Source organism: Serratia sp. TSA_105.2, assembly GCF_052692115.1.
This window is the reverse complement of record NZ_JBQZFT010000006.1, coordinates 159,814-181,370: the sequence shown is the minus strand read 5'-3', so window position 1 is coordinate 181,370 and position 21,557 is coordinate 159,814. Positions and strand designations below refer to the sequence as shown.

General features: G+C 61.7%; 21 protein-coding genes and 1 pseudogene. 7 read left to right on the top strand and 15 right to left on the bottom strand.

What is annotated here, in order from left to right; translation table 11 throughout:
* Positions 1 to 13: 13 nt before the first annotated feature.
* Both ACUTSC_RS18450 and ACUTSC_RS18445 read right to left on the bottom strand, forming a co-directional pair.
* Entirely contained in the window at positions 14 to 955 is a 942-nt protein-coding gene (locus tag ACUTSC_RS18450) for an ornithine cyclodeaminase family protein (RefSeq protein WP_197768355.1), read from the bottom strand.
* Positions 942 to 1,910: a threonine/serine dehydratase gene (locus ACUTSC_RS18445; RefSeq protein WP_197768354.1), complete on the bottom strand. Its 969-nt coding sequence runs from the start codon at positions 1,908 to 1,910 to the stop codon at positions 942 to 944. The genes ACUTSC_RS18450 and ACUTSC_RS18445 overlap by 14 nt, the downstream gene beginning before the upstream one ends.
* A gap of 16 nt (positions 1,911 to 1,926) precedes the next feature.
* Between ACUTSC_RS18445 and ACUTSC_RS18440 the strand changes: the two genes are divergently transcribed.
* Positions 1,927 to 2,259, top strand: a complete 333-nt coding sequence (locus ACUTSC_RS18440) for a hypothetical protein (protein WP_197768353.1) — start codon at positions 1,927 to 1,929, stop codon at positions 2,257 to 2,259.
* Positions 2,260 to 2,380: 121 nt separating this feature from the next.
* The gene (locus ACUTSC_RS18435) at positions 2,381 to 3,661 is read left to right on the top strand and encodes a DUF3748 domain-containing protein (protein WP_197768352.1); all 1,281 of its coding nucleotides are present in this window, start codon (positions 2,381 to 2,383) and stop codon (positions 3,659 to 3,661) included.
* Between the two features lie 30 nt (positions 3,662 to 3,691).
* Here the strand turns inward: ACUTSC_RS18435 and ACUTSC_RS18430 are convergent, their stop codons facing one another.
* Positions 3,692 to 4,039, bottom strand: a complete 348-nt coding sequence (locus ACUTSC_RS18430) for a YceK/YidQ family lipoprotein (protein ID WP_016929593.1) — start codon at positions 4,037 to 4,039, stop codon at positions 3,692 to 3,694.
* 309 nt (positions 4,040 to 4,348) lie between these two features.
* Between ACUTSC_RS18430 and ibpA the strand changes: the two genes are divergently transcribed.
* From ibpA to ACUTSC_RS18415, 3 genes are all read left to right on the top strand, one after another.
* Positions 4,349 to 4,762 carry a small heat shock chaperone IbpA gene (gene ibpA, locus ACUTSC_RS18425; RefSeq protein ID WP_197768351.1) on the top strand — a complete coding sequence of 138 codons (414 nt, stop codon included), beginning with the start codon at positions 4,349 to 4,351 and terminating at the stop codon, positions 4,760 to 4,762.
* A 100-nt stretch (positions 4,763 to 4,862) separates the two neighbouring features.
* Positions 4,863 to 5,291, top strand: coding sequence for a small heat shock chaperone IbpB (gene ibpB, locus ACUTSC_RS18420; protein ID WP_033653955.1), 429 nt, complete (start codon positions 4,863 to 4,865; stop codon positions 5,289 to 5,291).
* A gap of 167 nt (positions 5,292 to 5,458) precedes the next feature.
* Entirely contained in the window at positions 5,459 to 7,117 is a 1,659-nt protein-coding gene (locus tag ACUTSC_RS18415; RefSeq protein WP_197768350.1) for a putative transporter, read from the top strand.
* Positions 7,118 to 7,127: 10 nt separating this feature from the next.
* Here the strand turns inward: ACUTSC_RS18415 and ACUTSC_RS18410 are convergent.
* The 4 genes and pseudogenes from ACUTSC_RS18410 to ACUTSC_RS18395 all read right to left on the bottom strand — a co-directional run bounded on the left by ACUTSC_RS18410 (position 7,128) and on the right by ACUTSC_RS18395 (position 11,255).
* Positions 7,128 to 7,509: pseudogene (locus ACUTSC_RS18410) on the bottom strand (type II toxin-antitoxin system VapC family toxin).
* The gene (locus ACUTSC_RS18405; protein ID WP_004933932.1) at positions 7,509 to 7,730 is read right to left on the bottom strand and encodes a ribbon-helix-helix domain-containing protein; all 222 of its coding nucleotides are present in this window, start codon (positions 7,728 to 7,730) and stop codon (positions 7,509 to 7,511) included. Before ACUTSC_RS18405 ends, ACUTSC_RS18410 begins: the two are co-directional and overlap by 1 nt.
* A 75-nt stretch (positions 7,731 to 7,805) precedes the next feature.
* Positions 7,806 to 9,056, bottom strand: a complete 1,251-nt coding sequence (locus ACUTSC_RS18400) for a valine--pyruvate transaminase (protein WP_004933935.1) — start codon at positions 9,054 to 9,056, stop codon at positions 7,806 to 7,808.
* Positions 9,057 to 9,191: 135 nt separating this feature from the next.
* Positions 9,192 to 11,255: an alpha-amylase gene (locus tag ACUTSC_RS18395; RefSeq protein ID WP_197768348.1), complete on the bottom strand. Its 2,064-nt coding sequence runs from the start codon at positions 11,253 to 11,255 to the stop codon at positions 9,192 to 9,194.
* 195 nt (positions 11,256 to 11,450) lie between these two features.
* Between ACUTSC_RS18395 and ACUTSC_RS18390 the strand changes: the two genes are divergently transcribed.
* Positions 11,451 to 11,603 (top strand): hypothetical protein, encoded by a 153-nt coding sequence (locus ACUTSC_RS18390; protein ID WP_165384406.1) that lies wholly within the window; start codon positions 11,451 to 11,453, stop codon positions 11,601 to 11,603.
* A gap of 1 nt (position 11,604) precedes the next feature.
* On the opposite strand, the gene ghrB is transcribed toward ACUTSC_RS18390, so the two are convergent.
* The 8 genes from ghrB to ACUTSC_RS18350 all read right to left on the bottom strand — a co-directional run bounded on the left by ghrB (position 11,605) and on the right by ACUTSC_RS18350 (position 19,040).
* Positions 11,605 to 12,582: a glyoxylate/hydroxypyruvate reductase GhrB gene (gene ghrB, locus ACUTSC_RS18385; RefSeq protein WP_016929588.1), complete on the bottom strand. Its 978-nt coding sequence runs from the start codon at positions 12,580 to 12,582 to the stop codon at positions 11,605 to 11,607.
* A gap of 73 nt (positions 12,583 to 12,655) precedes the next feature.
* Positions 12,656 to 13,924, bottom strand: coding sequence for an MFS transporter (locus ACUTSC_RS18380; RefSeq protein WP_004933942.1), 1,269 nt, complete (start codon positions 13,922 to 13,924; stop codon positions 12,656 to 12,658).
* A gap of 140 nt (positions 13,925 to 14,064) precedes the next feature.
* Entirely contained in the window at positions 14,065 to 15,030 is a 966-nt protein-coding gene (locus tag ACUTSC_RS18375; protein ID WP_197768383.1) for a PfkB family carbohydrate kinase, read from the bottom strand.
* Between the two features lie 7 nt (positions 15,031 to 15,037).
* Positions 15,038 to 15,790, bottom strand: a complete 753-nt coding sequence (locus ACUTSC_RS18370; protein WP_197768347.1) for a sugar phosphate isomerase/epimerase — start codon at positions 15,788 to 15,790, stop codon at positions 15,038 to 15,040.
* Positions 15,791 to 15,956: 166 nt separating this feature from the next.
* Positions 15,957 to 16,991 (bottom strand): LacI family DNA-binding transcriptional regulator, encoded by a 1,035-nt coding sequence (locus ACUTSC_RS18365; protein WP_063989159.1) that lies wholly within the window; start codon positions 16,989 to 16,991, stop codon positions 15,957 to 15,959.
* A 124-nt stretch (positions 16,992 to 17,115) separates the two neighbouring features.
* A complete protein-coding gene (locus ACUTSC_RS18360) occupies positions 17,116 to 17,778 on the bottom strand; it encodes an OmpA family lipoprotein (RefSeq protein ID WP_033631402.1) in 663 nt (220 codons plus the stop codon).
* Between the two features lie 252 nt (positions 17,779 to 18,030).
* On the bottom strand, positions 18,031 to 18,477 hold the full coding sequence (locus tag ACUTSC_RS18355; RefSeq protein ID WP_197768382.1) for an N-acetyltransferase: 447 nt from the start codon (positions 18,475 to 18,477) through the stop codon (positions 18,031 to 18,033).
* On the bottom strand, positions 18,474 to 19,040 hold the full coding sequence (locus ACUTSC_RS18350; protein WP_033631404.1) for a DNA-3-methyladenine glycosylase I: 567 nt from the start codon (positions 19,038 to 19,040) through the stop codon (positions 18,474 to 18,476). Before ACUTSC_RS18350 ends, ACUTSC_RS18355 begins: the two co-directional genes overlap by 4 nt.
* 196 nt (positions 19,041 to 19,236) lie before the next feature.
* Here ACUTSC_RS18350 and ACUTSC_RS18345 point away from each other — a divergent pair, with 196 nt between their 5' ends.
* On the top strand, positions 19,237 to 21,225 hold the full coding sequence (locus tag ACUTSC_RS18345) for an autotransporter domain-containing protein (protein WP_197768346.1): 1,989 nt from the start codon (positions 19,237 to 19,239) through the stop codon (positions 21,223 to 21,225).
* Positions 21,226 to 21,557: the final 332 nt, after the last annotated feature.

Below are 21,557 nucleotides of genomic sequence, written 5' to 3'. Positions count from 1 at the left end.
CTGTGGCGCCCCTTTATCTTGCCGCCAACACCCCTTTGGCGATCTGCAGATCCTGAATCGCCAGCCCGGTAAGATCGGCGATGGTGATATGCTGCGGCTCGGTTCGCAACCGCCCACCCTGCGCCAAGAGGGCGCCCATTTCGACAATTGGCGTTGAAGTGAGCCTAGTTTGCCGATAAGCCGTCGCGATCTCGCCATAGTCAGCACATTGCGCCAGCGCATCGACCAGCAGCGCGTCCGCGCGAGCCACAAGATCGGTCGCCAGCTCCTGCTTGCCGGGCGCGTCGGCGCCCACGGCGGTGATGTGCGTGCCGGGCCGGATATCCGCCGCCTGTAAAATCGGTTCGCGGCTGGGCGTGGTGGTCACGATCAGCTGACAGTGTGCCGCCAGTTCCGCCGCATCCTGCGTAACCCGCACCCGAAAACCTTCGGCCTCGGCTTCGCGCCGATACGCCGCCAGCGCCTGTTCGTTGCGGCCCCACACCCACACTTCGCGGCAATCGGTCACCGGTTTCAGACATTGCAGCTGCAGCCGGGCCTGCAGGCCGGTGCCGACCATGCCGATCGCCTGAATATGCGGCGGCGCGCACAGTTCGGCGGCGATGCGGCCGGCCAGTGCGGTGCGCAGCGCGGTCAGCCAGCCCTCATCCTGCAGCAGCGCCCGAGGTTCGCCGGTCTGGGCGGAGAACGCCATCACCAACCCCTGATTGCTGGCCAAACCGCGTTCGGCGTTGCGATAGAAACCGGCGGACACCTTGACCACGAACAGCTCGTCGCCTTCCAGCCAGGCGGATTTGATGCAGCAATCGCCAGCGGCCTGTTCGAACAGGAAGTGCTGCACCGGCGGCTGTTGCACCCGCCGTTGCGAATAGGCGATAAAACCCTGCTTCAGCAGCGGGGTTATGACCTCGGCGTCGAACGCGGCGAGGATTTGCTGCCGATTAAGGATGCGCATCGGCGAGGGCCTTGAGGTATTTCTCCAGCACGATATTTTTACCGCACAGCACCACCGCCACTTTTTTCCCCTGATATTCCGGCGCCAGCTTGATCGCCGCCGCCAGCGCCACACCGGCCGCGCCTTCGATAATCCATCGATCGCTGGCGGCGATCCGGCACATCGCGTGCTTGATCTCCGTTTCGCTGACCAGCACTTTGCGGTCGATCAGCTGTTGGCACAGCGGGAGGGTTATGGCGCCCGGCTCGACGCCGCCGGCGGTGCCGTCGGACAGGGTTTCTTGCTCTTCCACCGGGAAGATGTGGCCCGCTTCCAGCGCGCTGTACATGCTGGTGGCGTTTTCCGGCCAGCAGGCGATAAGCTGCGTATTCGGCGACAGTTGCCGCAGAACGGTGCCGATGCCGGCGATATAGCCACCGCCGCCCACCGCCACGAACACGGCGTCCAGGCCGGTGAGCTGTTCAACCAGCTCCATGCCGCAGGTGCCCTGGCCGGCGATCACCTGCTCATCGTTATACGGCGAGATATAGGTTTTTCCCTGTTCGCGGGCGGCCTGTTCCCCGGCCAGTTCGGCGTTCAGCGCATCGCCCGGCACCCGTTCCACGGTGCCGCCCAGCGCGCGGATGGTGTCTAGCTTGATGCTTGCTGCCGTCTCCGGCGCATAAACCGTGACGCCAACGCCCATCAGCTGCCCCGCCAGGGCGACCGCCTGGCCGTGGTTGCCGGTTGAGGCGGCGATCACGCCGCGCCGGCGTTGCTCGCTATCCAGCAACCGCAGCTTGTTGCTGGCGCCGCGAAATTTAAAGGAGCCGGTGTGCTGCAGATGGTCGCATTTCAGGTACAGCTCGCAGCCCAGCTGCTGTGAAAGCAGCACGCTGCGCTCCAATGGCGTGACCCGCACCTGAGGGCGCAGTTGCTGATGGGCAGAAACAATGGCATCGAAGAGGGGATTCATACCGGCTCCAGATTATTTGGACTTAAAAATCCAGTTTGTACTTTTTTGTATTACTTGTAAACCCCGTCGCCCGACCGCCGGGCAACGGCCGGGGAAGAGCATCGCGTTGGCGGTGAAAATAATCATTAACCTGTCGTTTAGCGACACGATTTTTTATTTATTTGCGTTAAGGAAGATGCTGCCGCTGACTTATTTTGATCAAGGAAATGAGAATGAAAAAAATAGCGCTCGTGGCATCCGCCTATACGGCATGGGCGCCGTTGAGTTTCGCCGCCAGGAATGCGAGCGCCTAATCGGCCGCTTATTTCCTGCCGATGCCGTCGGTCGGCTTAAAATGATAAGACGCTGAAAAATAATTGCGTCATTTCGAACCGAAAAATCCTCCCGCCTTACCCGCGCAGGCCATGTGAAACGCTGTCGCCGATCCGGTAAGATGGCGACTCAGTGCCGGCATGCGCAGGAGAACCGCCATGAGCCATCGGGAAAAACAACTGACTTTCGACCCTCGCGGGCATCAGTTAACCAATATCAACGTCTGGACGCCGGACAGCCAATGGCTGGCTTATGACGTGCGCCCGCGCGGCGCCTCTTTCACCGGTCTGAGCATCGAGCGGGTCAACGTCGCCAGCGGCGCGGTGGAGGTGGTTTATCGCGCCCAGCACGGCGCCCACGTCGGCGTGGTCACGGTCAGCCCCGATGCGCCGGCGCGCTATGCTTTTATCCACGGCCCGGAGCACCCGGACAGCGCCTGGCAGTATGATTTTCACCACCGCCGCGGAGTGATCGTCAGCGAACCGGATCGCGAGTTGGCCATCACCCTCGATGCGCTGGATATCACCGCCCCCTATACGCCCGGCGCGCTGCGCGGCGGCAGCCATGTGCACGTTTTCAGTCCGGACGGCAGCCGCCTCAGCTTTACCTACAACGACCACGTCATGCACGAACGCGATCCGGCGCGCGATCTGCGCAACGTCGGGGTGGCCGTGCCGCTGCACGGGGTCAATCCGCCGAAACAGCACCCGCGCGAGTATGACGGCAGCCACTATTGCGTGCTGGTCAGCGAGACGGTGCCGCAGCCGCAGCCGGGCAGCGATCAGATCAATCGCGCCTACGAAGAAGGCTGGATCGGCCGCGAAGGTTACCGTAAGGCCGACGGCAGCCGGCAGCGCTGGGCGCTGGCGTTCATCGGCGATACGCTGTCCGCCGCCGGCGAAAAGCTGCCGGAGGTGTTTATTGTCGATCTGCCTGAGAACGATGCCGATTACGCCAGGGCGGGCGCTTTGCCGCTGCAGGGGACGGAAAGCGAGTTGCCGGCGCCGCCGCAGGGCGTCAGGCAGCGGCGGATAACCTTTACCGGCGATCGTCGTTTTCCGGGCGTGGCCGGCGCGCCGCGCCATTGGCTGCGCAGCTCACCGGACGGCAGCCAAATCGCATTTTTGATGAAGGACGACGGCGGCGTGGTGCAGCTGTGGACGGTGTCGCCGAACGGCGGAGAGCCGCGCCAGGTGAGCCGCAGCGAGCATGACATCCAGTCGGCGTTCAGCTGGCACCCGCAGGGCGGGACGATAGCCTTGGTGTGCGATAACAGCGTGATGCTGTGCGAGGTCGCCGGCGGCCGCCTGCAGCGTTTAACGCAGCGCAGCGCGCAGCCGCCGTCGGCGGATGCCGTGGTGTTTTCACCGGATGGCAAGAAAGTGGCGTTTATGCGCGAGATAGCGGGGTTCAACCAGATCTTTGTGGTTGAGGTGTAAGGCGGGCCTGGCGGCCCGCTGCGTGCGTGATTAGTGGGTGGCGGTGCTGTCGTTGCCTTCGCCGGGATTGCCGGTTGCCGCCAGATTCTGCTGCTCGCTGCGCAGGATGCGCGCTTTTGGCGAGTCTGCGGTGGCGTCGTTGCCGGAGCGCAGATAGTCGTAAGGCAGCAGTACGGTGTCCATCACCGCGGAGAACGGCAGATCCAGCGCCACCAGCGGCATCATCGCCCAGCTGGTGTTGTCGTCCTTCAGCATGTCCACGCTGGCGCGGGTGCCGGGATAGTAACCCTGATTCGGGCCGGTATGGCTCATCACGCTGGAGCAACCGCTGGTCGCCAACAACATGCAGCCCGTCGCTATCGCTTTCATCGTCGTCATTAATCCATCCTGCAGGGTTGCTGTTCCCCTAAATTAAGCTGATTTATAACATCCTGTTGCTGCTTTTAAAGAAGCAAAATCCCGCTCTGTGGCGGCTCTCTCACTTTAGTGTAAGTGGTAAAAAAACTTTCGCCTAATCGGTGCGAAGTTTTTTTGATCCTCGCCTGTTGAATTGATGAAATCAACCCCCATTTTATCATCAGAGCCGAATTGAGAATTCGCCGTAAGGGAATTCTGGCTTAATTAGCCTGTCCAGAGTGGAAGGCGTATTTATTTCAACCTCGCTGAAGTGCCTTAGGAGGCTGTTTTATGCGTAATTTTGATCTTTCCCCGCTATACCGTTCCGCCATTGGTTTCGATCGCTTGTTCAACGCGCTGGAAGCCGGTCAGAGTCAGGGCAACGGCGGTTATCCGCCTTATAATGTCGAGCTGGTGGACGAAAATCATTATCGCATCGCCATCGCGGTAGCCGGGTTTGCCGAGCAGGAGCTCGAGATCATCACGCAAGATAATCTGCTGATCGTGCGCGGGGCGCACAATAACGAACCGGCAGAAAAAACCTATTTATACCAGGGCATCGCCGAGCGTAATTTCGAGCGTAAATTCCAGCTGGCCGAACATATTCAAATTAAAGGCGCCAAGCTGGAGAATGGCCTGTTGTATATCGACATGCAACGCATCGTGCCGGAAACATTAAAACCGCGCCGCATCGAAATTAAATAAATTTCCGTTTCGCCGGCAGGTACGCTGCCGGCAAATAATACCTAGCCTGCCGTCAGGGGGCTGAATAAACACATCTCGCTTAATGAAAGGAGTTGTTCCTATGCGTAATTACGATTTATCCCCGCTTCTGCGTCAGTGGATTGGTTTTGATAAATTGGCCAGTTCAATGGGTGGCCAGGAACCCCAGGGGTTCCCGCCGTACAACATCGAGAAAAGCGATGACAATCACTACCGCATTTCTCTGGCGCTGGCCGGTTTCCGGCAGAGCGAACTGAATATCGAAGTAGAAGGGCCACGGTTGACCGTCAGCGGTAAACCTACGCCGCCGGAAAAACAGGTCGAATACCTGCATCAGGGGTTGGTGTGCAAAGAGTTCCAGCTGACCTTCACCCTGGCGGAGCATCTGCAGGTGTCCGAGGCCAAATTTGAAAACGGCCTGCTGCACATCGATCTGGTGCGTCAGGTGCCGGAAGCCTTGCAGCCGCAGCGCATCGCCATCGGCGCGGCGCCGGAGCTGGAAGCCAAATAACCGACTGAAAAACGGTCATCATCATGCGGGGGAGATCCAGACGGGTCTCCCCCGTTGCGTTATGTGGCGCACGCCACAGTCCCCCCGACAGTCCGATGTCATAATCCTTGTTAATTGTGTGTCTTTGGCCGCAAATTCCCGATTCAACTTTGGCAAGGATGTGACCTATGAGCGATATCGCCCTGACCGTCAGCATGTTGGCGCTGGCGGCCGTCATTGGGCTGTGGATGGGGAACTGGAAGCTGTACGGCGTCGGGCTGGGCATCGGCGGCGTGCTGTTCGGCGGCATCCTGGTCGGTCACTTCGCCCAGAGCGGGCAAATCAGCCTGAATGGGGACATGCTGCACTTTATCCAGGAGTTCGGCCTGATCCTGTTCGTCTACACCATCGGTATTCAGGTCGGCCCCGGTTTCTTCTCTTCGCTGCGCGTCTCAGGTCTGCGCCTCAACGCTTTCGCGGTGCTGCTGGTGCTGACCGGCGGCGTCGTGGCGGCGGCGGTGCACAAGCTGTTCGACGTGCCGCTGCCGATCATCCTCGGCGTGTTCTCTGGCGCGGTCACCAACACTCCGGCGTTGGGTGCCGGTCAACAAATCCTGACCGATCTCGGTTCCGATCCGGCGTTGGTGGACGGGATGGGGATGGGCTACGCCATGGCCTATCCGTTCGGTATATGTGGCATTCTGCTGGTGATGTGGCTGATCCGGCTGTTTTTCCGCATCAATATCGAGCGCGAGGCGCAGGCGTTTGAAAACGGCCTGGGCAATCAGCGTGAGCTGCTGCACGCCATGAATGTGGCGGTGCGCAATCCGAATCTGCAGGGTATGGCGATCAAGCAGGTGCCGCTGCTCAACGGTGAAGCGATCGTCTGTTCGCGCCTCAAACGCGGGGAGCTGCTGATGGTGCCGGCGCCGCACGAACGGCTGGAACTTGGCGACTACCTGCACCTGGTGGGCAAACGTGAAGATCTGGAAAATGCCCGGCTGGTGATCGGCGAAGAGGTAGACGCCTCGCTGTCGACGCGCGGCACCGCGCTGCAGGTGGTGAGGGCGGTGGTGACCAACGAGCAGGTGCTGGGCAAGAAAATCCGCGATCTTAACCTGAAGCAGAAATATGACGTGGTGATTTCACGCCTCAACCGCGCCGGCGTGGAGCTGGTGGCCGGCAGCAACGTGACGCTGCAATTCGGCGACATTCTCAACCTGGTCGGCCGGCCGGAGGCCATCGACGCGGTGACGGCAATCGTCGGCAACGCCCAACAAAAACTGCAGCAGGTGCAGATGCTGCCGGTCTTTATCGGCATCGGCCTCGGGGTGCTGCTCGGCTCCATTCCGCTGTTCGTGCCGGGCTTCCCGGCGGCATTGCGGTTGGGGCTGGCCGGCGGGCCGCTGGTGGCGGCGCTGATCCTGGGGCGCATCGGCAGCCTCGGCAAGCTGTATTGGTTTATGCCGCCGAGCGCCAACCTGGCGCTGCGCGAACTGGGCATCGTGCTGTTTCTGGCGGTGGTCGGATTGAAGTCGGGCGGCAACTTCATCGATACGTTGTTGCACGGCGAGGGGCTGACGTGGGTCGGGTACGGCGCGTTGATCACCGCCATTCCGCTGCTGAGCGTCGGTATTCTGGCGCGCACGGTGGGCAAGATGAACTACCTGACGCTGTCTGGCATGCTGGCGGGATCGATGACCGATCCGCCGGCGCTGGCCTTCGCCAACGGCCTGCATCCCACCAGCGGCGCCGCCGCGCTGTCTTACGCCACCGTTTATCCGCTGGCGATGTTCCTGCGCATCATGTCGCCGCAGCTGCTGGCGGTGCTGTTCTGGACGCTGTAACGCTGCCCGACTACAGCCGGTAAGGCATTAACACGCCGTTGTCAGTGCCAAAATCTTTGGGGTTGCGGGAGATGAGCGTCCGGAACCCCACCTGCGCGGTGGCCCAGATAATGGCGTCCGGCAGCTTCACATGCTGTGAGTGGCGTAATTCTACGGCGCGTTCGGCAACTATCATCGGTAATAGGCAGCAGCAGGAATTGCCCTAAAAACTGGCGCGTTTTCAGCTCCAGCGCCGTCCCCTGTTTTTTGGCCCCTACCATCACTTCCATCCAGGTGATGGCGCTAATCGCCGGGTTGATGTGGTATTCGGTCAGAACGTCTTTGGCTTGAGGAATGCCATTGAGATAATCGATCAGGATATTGGTGTCGAATAACGCCCGTTGAGCCACCATTATTCCCACTCCTCGCGCTGACGATTTTCGTAGTCTACGCCATCGCCCATCGCCCCGGACCAGAGTCCGAAAGCATTGCTGGGATCTTCAACGTGGTTCTCCGTCAGATAACGGGAGACGGCCTGACGGATGATTTCGGCCCGGGGAACGTGGCGGATATTCTTCAGATTGTCGAGCTGCCGCAGGTCTTCTTCAGGTAAATCGATCACGATGCGAGTCATCGCTAGCCCTCCAAAAAAAAGATATACGATATATGCATCGCATATCTTTATCGGTCGATTTTCAATCAGCTGGCGTTAGCCTTCCTGATGCGCGCGTTCGATCTCTTCTGCCAGGATCGCCACGCCGCGCTCGATTTTCTCCGGGTCGGGCACGTAGTTCATGCGCATGCACTGGTGGGTGTGCGGCCAGTCGTGCTCCAGCCCCGGGAAGAAGTAGTGGCCCGGCACCATCAGCACGCCGCGCTTTTTCAGGCGCTGATACAGCACCTCGGTGGTGATTGGCAGATCCTTGAACCACAGCCAGAGGAAGATAGCCCCTTCCGGTTTGTGGATCAGGCAGCGCTCCGGCGACAGGTAGCGGCGGATAATCTCGATGGTGTGCTCGACGCGCTGTTTGTAGAACGGGCGAATCACCTCGTTCGACAGGCGCAGCAGATCGCCGCGCGCGATCATTTCCGTCGCCATCGCCGGCCCCATGCTGCCCGGCGACAGGCTGATAATGCCGTTCATGTTGGTCAGTGCGGTGATCACCTTCTCGTCGGCGATCACGATGCCGCAGCGCGAGCCCGGCAGGCCGAGTTTGGACAGGCTCATGCACAGGATGGTGTTAGGATTCCACAGCGGCGTGGCGTCGCTGAAGATGATGCCGGGGAACGGCACGCCGTAGGCGTTGTCGATCACCAGCGGAATATCGCGCTGCTGCGCCAGCAGGTCGAGCTTCATCAGCTCTTCGTCGGTGATCACGTTGCCGGTCGGGTTGGTCGGCCGTGAAACGCAGATCATGCCGATGTCGTCGCCGATGGTGAGGTGTTCGAAATCAACGTGATATTTGAACTGGCCGTCCGGCAGCAGCTCGATGTTCGGCTTGGCGGAGACGAACAGCCCTTCGTCCAGCCCGGCATCGGCATAGCCGATATATTCCGGCGCCAACGGGAACAGCACGCGGCGGCGCGAACCGTCGGCGTAGCGGCCGGCGAACAGGTTGAACAAGTAGAAAAACGCGCTTTGGCTGCCGTTCGTCAGTGCAATATTCTGTGGCGAAATCTCCCAGCCGAGCTCGTCGCGCAGCAGATTGGCCAGCGCTTTCAGCAGCGCGTCCTTGCCTTGCGGGCCGTCGTAGTTGCACAGCGCTTCGGTCAGTTTGCCCTGGTCGAGCATCTCCTGGCACAGCTGTTTGAAGTAGGCTTCCATCTCTGGGATCTGCGCCGGGTTGCCGCCGCCGAGCATGATGGCACCGGGGGTGCGCAGGCCTTCGTTCAGGTCGTCCATCAAACGGGTAATGCCCGCATAACGGGTAAATTTTTCGCCGAAAAGTGAGAAAGTCATAGGTGTAGCAGTACTGTTTCTTAGCAGGTAATCCCCCACCATACCGCCAGACAAATCCCGCTGCAACGCGGCCGACAAATCGACCAATGGGCACAAACTTCGCCCATTGGCCGATTGGTAGCATATTACACTGGATTATTGTGACCGTTCGCCGGCCCACACCACCATCACCTTATCGTCGCCGAGCCGGCGGCTGAAGGCGTAGTAGGCGGCGTGCGGCTGCGGGGTTTGCACGCCGCCGCCGATCGCCGGGTGGCGAGCGCGGAACTGCCCCAACCGTTGCCAGTGGGCCAGCAGCGGGGCTCTTTCTCCCAGCAGCTCACGCCAGTTCATGTCGGAGCGGGTGCCCTGCAGCGGATCGGAACCGGCTGGGCCGAGCGGGCGGCCGCTTTCATCGCCGTAGTAAATCTGCACCGCGCCCGGCGCCAGCAACAGCAGGTTCGCCGCCCGCTGTTGCAGCGGCAGCGAGCCTTTGGCGTCGCTGGCGAAGAACAGCCGGGTGTCGTGCGAAGAGAGGTAGCTCAGCACGTTGAAATCCTGCAGCCGCTCGGCCATCTGCCGGTAGGTGGCATCGATGTCGGCAAAGCAGCCCAATGCCTGCGCCGCCTGGTCCTGGAAGTCGAAGTTGATCATCGCGTCGAAGCCGTTTTGGTAATAGTCGCTTTTCATCACCCCGTGACCCCAGGCCTCGCCGGTCATCCAAAACGGCGCGTCATCCAGCGCCTGCTGCGGATGCTCCGCTTTCCACGCCGCCAATGCCGCCGTGGCGCGCTGCTTCAACAGCGCCAGCGTCGGTTTTTCCACGTGCTTGGCGGTATCGACGCGAAAACCGTCGATGCCGTAATCGCGCACCCACTGGCTGAGCCAGACGGTCAGGTAATCGCGGGTGGTGGCGCCGGGCATGTCGCGTGCGGCGGTGTCGGGTTTGTGGCGATAGAACAGCGGCAGGCCGCTGGCGCCGGGCGCTTCGGTTTTGATGTCCGGCAGGAAGGCCAGCGACATTGTCAGGTCATCATAGCCCGGTGAGTCATAGTCGCCGATGTCGGTGCGGATCCAGTTTTTCCCCCACCATTGGCGCCAGCCCGCCTTGTCGCTGAAGTTGATGTAGTCGTTGAAGCTGTGCCAGTTTTGCCCCGGCCCGGGGCGCCAGTCACTCCAGTTTTTCCCCAGGGTTTTCTCCACCTCTGTACCTTGCAGATACAGCGAGCCGAAGTGGAACGTCTGCATATCCGCCAGCGTGGCGTAACCGACATGGTTCACCACCACGTCGAACAGAATGCGAATGCCGCGCCGATGCGCTTGCTCGACCAGCGTGCGCAGCTCCTGTTCGGTGCCCATGTTGGCGTCGAGGCGAGTCCAGTCCAGCGCGTAATAGCCATGATAGGCGTAATGCGGGAAATCGCCTTTGGTGCCGCCGCCGACCCAGCCGTGGATTTGCTCCAGCGGCGAGCTGATCCACAAGGCGTTGACGCCGAGCTGCTGCAGATAATCCAGCTTCTGCGTCAGGCCGGCCAGATCGCCGCCGTGAAAGGTGCCTATTTCCTGCAGGCCGTCGCTGCGGCGCCCATAGCTGTGGTCATTGGCCGGGTTGCCGTTCTCAAAGCGATCGGTCAGCACGAAGTAGACCGTGGCGTTATGCCAGCTGAACGCCGCCGGTTTCGCCGTGGCGGCGGATTCCAGCAGCAACAAACCGCCGCTGGCGGCGGCGGGCTGCAGCGTGATTTTCCCCTGAGTCACCTGCGCCGTTTGGCCGGAATAGAAATCGCGCAGCGTTTCGCCTTCGGCGAAGGTGGAGGCGACGTCGACCGTGACCGGCTTGCCGTCCCAGCGCGGGCAGCTGCGGACGGCAACGGCGGCGCTTTCCGGCGCGCTGTGCAGGCTGAGCTGCAGCGTCGGCGTGCCGCTGCGCGTGTCGATGCGCACCTGATAGTCGCCGGCGCGGAACTGCCGCCAGTTGACCGGCGGATGAGTGCCGCAGGGCTGCAGCGACAGCGTCTGGTTAAGTTTCACCGCCTCGGCCGGCTGCCAGCAGTGATTATCCTGGTACAGCCGCAGCGGCAGTTGGCCTTTGGGCAGCGCGGCCTGGCTGGCGAACAGCCCGGCGGCAGTTTCGTCGAAGGCCGGGAAGCCCGGCAGCGTCCAGCCGGCCAGCGCCGAAGGCGACAGCAGTATCAACAAGGGCAGGGGTAACAGTTTCATGGCTCTCCTTACGCGCGGCAGGAAGCGTTTTTTCGCAGGGTAGCGCCCAGTGTGGCAAACGGTGAAAAAATGGCCTCCTCCCTGCGGAGGTTTTTCGGGGAGGAGAGGAAGGGCGGAGCGTTTTCGGATTGATTCGGCTTGGCTTTGCGCGCGCGCTGCGGCAGATTAAACGATGAACATCAAAGGAGGTTAGCGATGACGGACAAAAACTGGCGAGAAGAGATCGTTCAGGCAATTCAGGATGCCGAATTGCAGCGCTTTGCCGAAGAACATCAGCTGCAGGCGCTGTTCGCGCCGCAGCAGGAAGAGCAACACGGCCGGTTATCCGCAGACCACCGGCCGCGCTGAGTTATTTCCGCAACAGCTGCGGGTTGACGCAGTTTTCTTTCACCGTGCCGGTCAACGCGGCGATCAGGTTATCCACCGCGCAGGCGGCCATGCCGTAGCGCGTTTCATGGGTGGCGGAGCCGATGTGCGGCAACGCCACCACGTTCGGCATGCTGAGCAGCGGTGAGTTGGCCGGCAGCGGCTCTTTCTCGAACACGTCCAACCCGGCGGCGTGGATCACGCCGTTTTGCAGCGCTTCGATCAGCGCCTGCTCATCCACCACCGGCCCGCGGCCGGCGTTGATCAGAATGCCGCTTTTCTTCATCTTCGCCAGCTGATCGCGGCCGATCATGTGGAAGGTTTGTTCGGTCAGCGGCAGCGTGATGCAAACGAAATCCGACTCGGCCAGCAGGGTATCCAGATCGCAGCGGCGCGCGTTAAAGCGCTGCTCCGCTTCTTCGTGCGTGCGGCGGGCGTTGTACAGCACCGGCATGCCGAAGCCGAAATGCGCGCGCTGCGCCAGCGCCAGGCCGATGCGCCCCATGCCGAGGATGCCGATGGTTTTATGGTGCACGTCGACGCCGAACCAGTCCGGCCCGATGCTGCCGCGCCATTCGCCGGCCTTCACCCGCTCCGCCACTTCCACCACCCGGCGCGCGGTCGCCAGCACCAGGCTCATGATGGTGTCGGCGACGGTTTCGGTCAGCACCGTCGGGGTGTGCATCAGCAGCACGTTATGGGCGTTGAGCGCCTCGACGTCGAAGTTGTCGTAGCCGACGGAAACGGTCGAGGCCGCGCGCAGTTTGGGCGCCTGCTGCAGGAAGGCTTCGTCAATTTTACCGCCGGACCCGATGATCCCTTCGGCCTGCTGCAGCGCCTGGCGCAGTTCGTCGCGGTTCTCCGGCTGCAGGCCGTTGAAGGCATGCACGGTGAAGTGCTGTTCCAGACGTTCACGCAGATCGGCAGGCAGGCTTTTGTACAATACGATAGAAGGCTTCATCACGAACTCCAGCTGGGCCAAAGGGGGCATGGCGCCCCCCCGGTTGGGTTAACAGATAAAAAGTATAACCGGATCAAGCCAATTGCGGCTGGATCTCGTTGCGGGCGGGTTTGACGATCAGCGTCAGCACCACCGCCACCACCAGTGCGATGGCCATAAACATGTAAGAGGCCGCCGGGCTGCCGGTGGCGCCATTCAGATAGCCGACGAACCACGAACCGAAGAACGACCCCAGCGCGCCCATGCTGTTGATCAGCGCCATGGCGCCCCCGGCGACGTTTTTCGGCAGCATTTCCGGAATAATGGCGAAGAACGGCCCGTAGGGGGCGTACATCGCGGCACCGGCGACCACCAGCAGGCCGTAGGAGATCCAGAAGTGGTTGGTGCCGACGGCGTAAGAGCCGAAGAACGCCAGCGCGCCGATCAGCAGCAGCGGCCAGACGAACAGCTTGCGGTTTTGCATTTTGTCCGACGCCCAGGAGACCACGATCATGGCGATGGTCGCCGCCAGGTAAGGCACCGCCGACAGCCAGCCGGCTTCCACCATGCCCATCTGCATGCCGCTGCGCAGGATGGAAGGCAGCCACAGCACGAAGCCGTACACGCCGATGCTCCAGGCGAAGTACTGCACGCACAGCAGGATCACGTTGCGCGAACGGAAGGCTTCGCCGTAGTTGCGCACGGCCTTGATGCCTTTCTGCTCTTCGTCCAGCTGCTGCTGCAGCGCCTGTTTCTCATCGGCGCTCAGCCAGCCGGCCTGCGCCGGTTTGTCTTTCGCCAGCACCCACCAACAGAACGCCCAGATAACCGCCGGAATGCCCTCGATGATGAACATTTCACGCCAGCCGAAGGCGTGGATCAGGTAGCCGGACACCACCGACATCCACAACACCGTCACCGGGTTACCGAGGATCAGGAAGGTATTGGCGCGTGAGCGCTCCGATTTGGTGAACCAGTTGCTGATGTAGATCAGCATCGCCGGCATCACCGCCGCTTCCACCACGCCGAGGATAAAGCGGATGGCGGCCAGCATCGGGATATTGCTGACCACGCCGGTCAGCGAGGCGCAGCCGCCCCACAGGATCAGGCACCAGAAGATCAATTTTTTGACGCTGCGGCGTTCGGCGTAGATGGCGCCGGGAATTTGGAAGAAGAAATAACCGAGGAAAAACAGCGCGCCCAGCAGCGAGGCCATGCCTTTGGTGATGCCGAGATCTTCATTGATGCCGGCGGCAGAGGCGAAGCTGAAGTTGGCGCGATCGAGATAGGCCAGGCTGTAGGTGATAAACACGATGGGCATGATGTACCACCAGCGTTTGGCCGCGACAGTCGCTTTGTTCATGTTCAGTATCCTTCAGTGGTGTTGCATCCCCTTCGCCCGGCGCGCTGGGCGTGAAAGACGAAGGGGCAGATGCTCTCCCGACGCGTCCTGGTTGTAGGGCCAGAGGCTGACGCCATGCGGAGAAGTCGTTTTTTTTATTGTTATTCGGCCAGCGCCGTACGGGTTGGCAGGCCTTCGCTGTCGCCGATGGCCTGGATCGCCAGCGAACCGATTTTGTTGCCGCGCTGCACCGCCTGTATCAGCGTTTTACCTTCCAGCAGGGCGCTGAGGGTGCCGACGGCAAAGCCGTCACCGGCGCCGACGGTATCCACCACGTTGTCGACCTTGACCGCGGCTACCGCCGCCTTGTCACCGGCGGCGGTTTTAAACCAGGCGCCGTCCGGGCCGGTTTTGATGATCACCGCCTGCACGCCGCGCTCCAGATAGAAATCGGCGATGCCTTCCGGCGTCGATTGGCCGGTGAGGATCTGGCCCTCTTTCAGCCCCGGCAGCACCCAGTCGGCGGCGAACGCCAGCTGGTTGAGCTGCTCGATCATCACCTCGCGGCTGGGCCACAGCACCGGGCGCAGGTTGGGGTCGAACGAAATGGTTTTGCCCATGGCACGCATCTCGCGCGCCGCATGGTGGCACAGCGCCAGCGACTGGCTGGACAGCGCCGCCGCCACGCCGCTCAGGTGCAGGTGGCGCGCGGAACCGAAATACTCAGGGTTGAAATCGGCGACCGACAGGTGGCTGGCCGCCGAGCCTTTGCGGAAGTATTCCACGTTGGGATCGGTACCATCGGTGGTTTTGGATTTCACCTGAAAGCCGGTGGGATAGTGGCCGTCGACCGTCACCTGCCGGTAGTTGATGCCTTCTTTTTTCAGCTGCTGCAGGGTGAAGCGGCCGAACGAATCGTTGCCGACGCGGCTGACCCAGCCGACGTTCATGCCCAGACGCGCCAGGCCGATCGCCACGTTCAATTCGGCGCCGGCGATGCGTTTGGTGAAGGTTTCCACTTCCGCCAAATCGCCGGTTTGCGCCGCCACGAACATCGCCATGGCTTCGCCCAGCGTGACCACATCCAGGGGCGCCTGCTGCGCCGTCGTTGCCGTTAACGTTGTCATCATGGGGTTACTCCGCACGCAAAATATTGACGTAATGGCGGGTGACGGCTTCCAGATCATCGCCCTGCAACGGGAATTCGATGCCGCGCGGCGCATCGTGCGGCAGGCGGGCCAGCAGATCGCGCCAGCTGCCGTCGGTATCGTCCAGCGCGACGGCGCGCCAGCCGCGCAGGCCTTGGGTGGCGGCTTTGACGTGCACGTAACCGACGTGGCGGGCCAGGCGCTCGGCGGCGGCGAAGGCGTCTTGCCCCACCCACAGCCAGTTGGCCATATCGAAGGTCATGCTGACCGGCAGGTGGCTATCTTCCGCGGCGTGGAAAAAGGCGTTCAGCATCGACAAAATGCCGCAGTCCGGCGTCTGATCGTTTTCGACCACCAGTTTGACCGGGTGCTGCTCCAGCGCCACTTTCAGCTCGGTAAAATCAAAACCGGGGCGGAAATGGCCGAGGGACAGTTTCAGCTGGCGCGCGTTCAGCGCCTGCGCTTCCGCCAGCAGCGTCGGCAGGTTGGGGTTCAGCGTATGTTGCGGGGTGAACAGCGCCTCAGGGGCGGAGTAGACGGCGAACAGCTGTTGGCGCTCAATCTCTTGCGCCAGGGCCGGCAGGCTGTCCAACTCGCCGGCGGCGAACAGTTCGCGGCGGATTTCCACCCCGTCGGCGCCTGCTCCGGCGATGATGGGTAACAGCGCGCGCTGGCCGCCGTGTTGTTTGACGGTATCGGTGCCGTAGGCGCCGGTGACCACGATAATTTCTGTTTTCATTTTGACTCCTGAGGCGGCATAGTCGCCGCCGCTGCTGTTACCGGTACGTTAAATGGAACCGGTTCCAGCGAAAAGCGACAGAGTGTAAAAATATGATCGCAATCACGAAGTTGAGCAAAAAACAGCCGATGAGGGCGGGGCGAGCAACGGCCCCGGAGAAGGTGGGTTAGCGGGTGGTGGAGCCGCGGACGATCAGCTCGCCGGAGAACATCTGCTCGCCGCTGGGGGCGGCCAGGCCCTGAATACGCTGCACCAGCCGCTCCAGCGCCGCGTGCCCCATTTGGTAGGTGGGCTGTTTCAGCGTGGTGATGCCGACGCCCGCCAGCTCCGCCCACTCCAGTTCGTCGAAGCCCAGCAGGCCGATGTCGTTGCCCCACTGGATGCCGAGCCGGCGCATGGCGCGCGCCACCTGCAGCGTCAGAGCGCCGTTGGCGGAGATCACCGCCTTGCGCATGCCGCGATGGCGGCCGCTGAAATCGCTCAGCACCTGCTCCAGCTTCTGCCGATCGTTGAGCGGCGTTTCGGCCTGCTCCGCCAACAGCGTGGGGTGCTGCGCCATGGTATGTCTGAAAGCGTGCAGGCGTTCGAGACGGGTATTGACCGTACCGAGCGGCTCGCTGAGGAACAGGATCGCTTCGAAACCTTGTTGCAGCAGGTGTTCGGTGGCGACGGTGGCGGCTTCGCGGTTGTTCAGGCCCACCACGTCGCAGGCGAAGTCGGGGATTTTGCGGTCGATCAGCACCATCGGCAGCATCGACTGTTGCAGTGTGGATAACGCTTCCTCGCGCATGCCGACCGCGTTGACCACGATGCCTTCCACCCGGTAACTGCTGAGCAGCTGCAGGTAGTGCTGTTCCTGATTGACTTCGTTGTTGGTGTTACACACCAGCAAGGTAAAGCCGTGCTGGCGGCAGGCGGCCTCGATGCCGCGCATCACGTCCACCGAATAGGGGTTGGTGATATCGGCGAGGATCAGGCCGATCAGGCGGGTCTGGCCGCCCTTCAGGCTGCGCGCCATTTGGCTTGGCCGGTAGTCGAGCTGTTGGATCGCCTGTTCGATGCGCTGTTTGAGATCGTCGGAAAGCAGGTGTTGTTCACCATTCAGATAGCGCGACACGCTGGTCTTGCCGGTTTTGGCGATGCTGGCCACATCGCTGATGGTGGCGCGCCCTGAGGCGCGCGTTGCCTTGCCTGTGCTCACAGCCGATCCCTCCTGCGGTTAATTGTCAAGGAGACTACCATACCCGATGTGCGTGCGGGAATGTTGAAGGGTAAGGAGAAAATCGCAGGGAGGCGGCGGGGCGCCGGTGGCGCCCCGCACGAGATTACTGCAGCGGGCTGAGGGTGATCTCGACGCGGCGGTTTTGCGCCTTGCCTTCCGCGGTGCTGTTGGAGGCGATCGGGTTGTCCGGGCCGGCACCGGTGGTGCGGATACGGTTCGCCGCCACGCCTTGGGTGATCAGCGCGCTGGCTACGCCGTCGGCGCGCTGCTGCGACAGGTTCATGTTGAGCGAGCGGGAGCCGGTGCTGTCGGTGTAGCCGACAACGTTGACTGCGGTTTTCGGATACTCTTTCAGCACCATGGCGACGCCGGTCAGGGTGTTGGCGCCCGCCGGTTTCAGCGTGGCGCTGCTGCTGTCGAAGGTCACGTTGTTCGGCATGTTCAACACGATGTTGTCGCCCTGACGGGTGACGCTGACGCCGGTGCCCTTCATCTTGTCGCGCAGTTTGGCTTCCTGCACGTCCATGTAATAGCCTGCGCCGCCGCCGAGGGCTGCACCGGCCGCTGCGCCGATCAGCGCGCCCTTGCCGCGATCTTTCTTGGAAGAGGACAGCACGCCGACACCGGCGCCCAAGGCGGCGCCGAGGCCCGCGCCGATGCCGGATTTGCCGGCTTCGGATTCACCGGTATAAGGGTTGGTGGTACAGGCCGACAGCGCGAGCGTGAGGCTCACGGCGCCGGCAATAATTGCAATGCGTTTTTTCATGTTCTTGTCCTTAATGGCATCAGAATCTGTACGCGCCGGCCCAAAACGGGGACGCAAAAAAGTGGGTGACGCAGGGAGCCTGCGTCGCCGCGCTACCTATGACGCGCGCTTTCGCCGGCAGTTCCGGAGAAAAACGTGACAAATGATGAGCGCGGGAAAAGCTGGGGGAGTTATGCGGCAAAACGCCGGGCGGCGCTATGCAGCGGATTCCGAATTGTGCGCATCCGGGGTGCGGATGCGCCTTTTTTAAGCCTAATGGGTTGAATTTTCGACTGCTGACCAGTTCATGATCAGCGTATAGGCCTGGGTTTCTTCATTGAACAGGCGCTGCGTTATCTGAAAGCCACGCCTGTGGTAGAACGCGCAGGCGCGCAGGTTCTGCTGGTACACCTCCAGGCTGAGCCGGCGGTAGCGCTGCTGCACGTGCGTCATCAGCGCCTGGGCGACGCCGCGGCCGTGAAACGCCCGATCGACAAACAGCGCGCCGATGAACTGCTCATCCAGCACGCTGATAAAGCCGACGATCTCGTCGTGATGCCAGCAGGCCCAGCTTTGCGCGCGCGGCAGGTAGTTTTCCCGCACCAGCGAGGCGCTCTCACGCCAGTACTTTTCCGCCACGAACGGATGGGCGGCGATGGTGCTGGGCAGCCACAGCGCCATCAGCCGTTCGATATCCTCTGGGCCACAGGGGCGGATCACCGTGGCTTTGGGTAGCACATGCACCCCGTCAGATGATCGTTCACCAGCCCGCTGGCCTGCATGAAGGCGTAACAAATGGTGGAGCCGATAAACTTGAAGCCGCGCTTTTTCAGCGCTTTGGACATGGCGTCGGACTGCTCGGTTTTGGCCGGCACCTGGTTCAGCGCCTGCCAGCGGTTGAGTTGCGGTTGGCCGCCGACGAAGTCCCAAATGAAGGTAACGAAATTCTCGCCGGCCGCCTCCATCGCCAGATAGGCTTTGGCGTTGGTGATGATGGCTTCTATCTTGCCGCGGTGGCGGATGATGCCGCTGTCCTGCAGCAGGTTTTCCACGTCCTGTTCGGTCATGGCGGCGACCCGCTGCGGATCGAAACCGTGGAAAGCGCGGCGGTAGTTCTCGCGCTTTTTCAGGACGGTGATCCAGGAAAGGCCCGCCTGCTGTCCCTCGAGGCACAGCATTTCAAACAGCTCGCGCGCGTCGGTGGTGGGCGCGCCCCATTCCTTGTCGTGATACTCGAGATACAACGGATCGGCCGTCACCCAACCGCAACGTTCGTCTGCCATCCTGACTGTCCTTATGCTGTATTTATGAACAGTAATCATCGCTCGAAGCGCCGAACTTGGCAAGCCTCTGATTGTTTTGTCATCGGCCCGCTTGACGTGACGAAAAAGCCGACAATAGTTACTACATGGCCGGTGGAAAACCGGCCAACGATAAAAACGACATTGCCTTCGTTTGCAGGCTCTCAGGAGTCGATTCATGCCTCTAAAAATAACGTGCATGCCCCGCCCGGCGGCGCTTGCAGTGGCGTTGCTTTGCAGTGTGACCCTTCCGGCTCAGGCGTACGATCAACTCTACGTCTTTGGCGACAGCCTGAGCGATACCGGCAACAACGGCCGGTTCACCTATGACGGCAGCCAGCACCTGCTGTACGACGAAGCGTTGGCGCAACGCATCGGGGCGGCGCTGGTGGCTTCGGACAACGGCGGTGAGAACTACGCCGCCGGCGGCGCCGTGGCGGTGCCGGGCCTGAACCCGGCCGACAACACCCAGGATCAGGTGCAGAGTTACCTGAACCGGGTCAACGGCCAGGCCGACGGCGACGGTTTGTATATTCATTGGATCGGCGGCAACGATCTGGCAGCGGCGGCACTGAATGCCGCTACCGCGCCCGGCGTGGCCTATAACAGCGCCGCGGCCGCCGCCGCGCAGGTGCATTCGCTGCTGAACGCCGGCGCTGGCACGGTGATCGTGCCGACGGTGCCGAACATCGGCTCCACGCCGCAGCTGATGGAATTGATCATTCAGCAGGCGCTGTCGTCGGTGCAGGGGGCGGCGATCCAGGCGGCCTATGCCACGCTGAATTCGGTGGCGACGCCGGACAACGCTTCACGCACGCAGGCAATCCACGCGGCGTTGGCCGACGCGGCGAAGCAGGGCAGCGCCATTCCTCAGGTGCAGCAGGCGATCGCCACGCAGCTTATCGCGGCGTATGACAGCCTGAGCGCGCAGGCTGCCCAGTTGACCGATTTCTATAATCAAAGTGAAGACCGTTTGCTGGCGCAGGGCGGCGGCAATATCGTGCGGGTGGACGTGAACAAGCTGTTCGCCGAAGCGATCGCCAATCCGGCGCAGTTCGGCTTTGCCAACACCGCCGGCATGGCTTGCCCGCCGGGCGTTTCCTCGGCGGTCTGCCGCTCCGATATGCCCGGCTTCGACGCCGGCCAGTCCTATCTGTTCTCCGATCACTTCCACCCCAGCCCGCAGGCGCACCTGCTGATTGCGGATTATATCCAGGCGGTGTTGGATGGCCCGGCGCAGGTGGTGGCGCTGAATCAGGCGACGGCGGCGATGGCGCGCGACAGCCGCGCCACGCTCGACAGTCGCTTCCAGCAGCTGCGCCACGGCGACAACCCGCAGGGCTCGCTGGGCGTGTTCGGCGGTTACGCCGGCCAGCACTACGACTATGCCGATAACCGGGTGGCGGGGGACGGCAACGCCACCACCCACAACCTGACCGTCGGCGTGGACTATCAGTTGACCGACGGCTGGCTGATCGGCGCGTTGATCGCCGGTTCCAACGACGATCAGCATCCTTCCAGCCGTTTTGATTACAAGGCGCGCGGGCTGCTGCTGTCGGCTTTCAGTTCACTGGCGATATTCGAGCACGGCTGGGTTAACGCCGATCTGCACTATGCGACGATGGATTATGACGACATCCGCCGCAGCATGCGGCTGGGGCCGCTGACGCGCACCGAAACCGGTTCGACCTCCGGCAAGCAGTGGGGTGCGCGCGTGACCGCCGGCTATGACTTCCCGATCGCCTCTTACCTGACTACCGGGCCGGTGGCGCAGTTCGCCTGGGACTACAGCCGCGTTTCCGGCTACAGCGAAGACGGCGATGACAGCACCGCCATGCGCTTCAACGATCAAACTTACCACTCGCAGATCGGCGCGTTGGGCTGGCGGCTGGATACGCAATTCGGCGTGTTTAACCCTTATGCGGAGGTGAGTTATCAGCACCAGTTCGGCGACGACGTCTACCGCGCCGGCGGCGGCCTGAAATCGACGCAAACCTCGTTCACCCGCGACAGTGCGGGCCAGGACAAAAACTGGGTGGATGTCACGCTGGGGGCCAACATGCCGTTGACGGACAGGGTATCGGCCTTCGCCACCGTCTCGCAAACCGGCGGGCTGAGCAGCGGCGAGCAGTTTATGTATAACGTCGGCGTCAGCGCGCGTTTTTGAACGACTCGGGCAGAGAATGAGGCTAATGGAAGGCGGGGTGGCAAGGCGGTGCCTGTGAGTGAGACTGTACTTTAGTACAACTATCATTTGTCGCTAAAAGCTCTTATCGTTGTCGCATAACGATAAAATATAGCGCCACAAAAAAAAACTGATCCTATAAAGGATCAGGTAGCCACTTGGCCAACACCAGGGAAAATTTTGGTTATTATTGTATATCCAAATCTCCACTGTCAATGGCTTTCTCCTTTCATCCTTGGATGAGGGGCGTTTTCGCCTGCCTGTCTTATCCCCCTCCATCCTCAACTCGACAGAACACTTTTTGTCAGACTCAC